Origin of the sequence: Streptococcus sp. 1449, from assembly GCF_013276805.1 — a bacterium.
Lineage (GTDB): Bacteria > Bacillota > Bacilli > Lactobacillales > Streptococcaceae > Streptococcus > Streptococcus pseudopneumoniae.
In genome coordinates this window covers 1-1,305 of sequence record NZ_VMLS01000026.1, presented here as the reverse complement: position 1 = coordinate 1,305, position 1,305 = coordinate 1, and the positions used below count along the sequence as shown (strand labels likewise).

Here is a 1,305-nt window from a genome sequence, read left to right as displayed (position 1 = left end):
TAAAAATAGAGATGACAAATTTTTAGGATTCATTAAAGTGTCTAAAACCTTGATATTATTGAATTTTTAAAAATAGCAGGTCCTTAGGTTATTTTTAAAGACCATAAAAGTTCTTAAAAAGTCCACAAAAAAAGCCCTCAAAAAGGGCAATAAATGACGAGTTCAGCAGGCAAGAAACTAGCACGGTCAAACGTGCTTTTTTTATTGCTGATTGCTGATAGGTATATTATACCATGAAGTACGTACTTTATGACGTTATACCTGTAATTCTTCCCTGATTGCTTTCTGTAATAGCTGACTGAAATTGATTTTATTTTCTTTACCAACTTCAACCAACCAACTAGGGAGGGTTACAGTTTTATTGACAACCCTAGAACGTTCGCGCTCTCTAACCAGTTCCGTATCTACTGAGATAGCTTGCAGAATATCCTCATCACTGCCAAGCTCACTAGCCAAAGCCTTAAAACTTGAAGGCTCTGGAAACTCTTTGCCTTCATCTTCAAACATGATTGTATAGATTTCTAGCACCTCACGGGCGTTATAGATTGCCTCGTTTAAGGTATCGGCTTCGCTAATTGCTCCTTGAAAATCAGGGAATGTGATTGTATAACCGCCGTTTTCTTCATCCACTTCAAATAGTGCCAAGTAAGTGTATTTCATAATTTGATAATAACCAATGACCGCCCCAATATAGGGGAGGGAGTTTTTTACTCCCCTTCCAATACTTTCAAAATCTTGCCAAGTGTTCCAGGTCTATAATCGTTTTCTTTTGGTTTAGGTATCGTTACCGTTCTTCCGTCTGGATGTTTCCAAACTTCATGCGAACCTTTACCAAAAGCTGTTTTGATAAAACCTTTTTTCTTAGCAAGTTTTTTTAGTTCTCTTTCGGTCATCGGTTTCTCCTTTCCGTATCTTTAATTATATTATACACTTGTTTGAAACATTTGTCAATGTATAACACGTATTTTTACACTTGTTTTTTATAACCTCACAAAAGCCCCAAAATTCGTTTCTAAGGGCTTCTAGTTTATCCATGGTGTTTTAGTTCTCCAGTACGAAACAAAGCAAAATAGGGGGCGAATATGAAGCCTATGCCTACTTATATGCTTCTAGCTCTCCGTTCTGGTGGATTCTCGCAAAGTTTAAGACGGCTATCTGTTTGTATCGGTGATAACTAGTGGAGCTAGTACCTGCCATTTCTACGCATTCACTTATTGTTTTCTTCCTCATGTAACAATAATGGATAATAAAGTATTTTCTGGCTCGCTTGTTCTCTATGCTGTTGATGTCGTGGGCGAATATCTC

General features: G+C 37.2%; 2 protein-coding genes and 1 pseudogene. All 3 read right to left on the bottom strand.

The features are described 5' to 3' along the window. Window positions 1-255: 255 nt before the first annotated feature. The gene (locus HT687_RS06285) at window positions 256-660 is read right to left on the bottom strand and encodes a type II toxin-antitoxin system HicB family antitoxin (RefSeq protein WP_023935891.1); all 405 of its coding nucleotides are present in this window, start codon (window positions 658-660) and stop codon (window positions 256-258) included. 47 nt (window positions 661-707) lie between these two features. Next, window positions 708-893 (bottom strand): type II toxin-antitoxin system HicA family toxin, encoded by a 186-nt coding sequence (locus tag HT687_RS06280; protein WP_023935892.1) that lies wholly within the window; start codon window positions 891-893, stop codon window positions 708-710. Between the two features lie 202 nt (window positions 894-1,095). Further along, window positions 1,096-1,305, bottom strand: a pseudogene (locus HT687_RS12340) (transcriptional regulator); the annotation flags it as partial.

Excerpts from the sequence above, each read along its gene's own strand:
- HT687_RS06285 (WP_023935891.1), bottom strand. The coding sequence starts at position 660 with ATGAAATACACTTACTTGGCACTATTTGAAGTGGATGAAGAAAACGGC.
- HT687_RS06280 (WP_023935892.1), bottom strand. The coding sequence starts at position 893 with ATGACCGAAAGAGAACTAAAAAAACTTGCTAAGAAAAAAGGTTTTATC.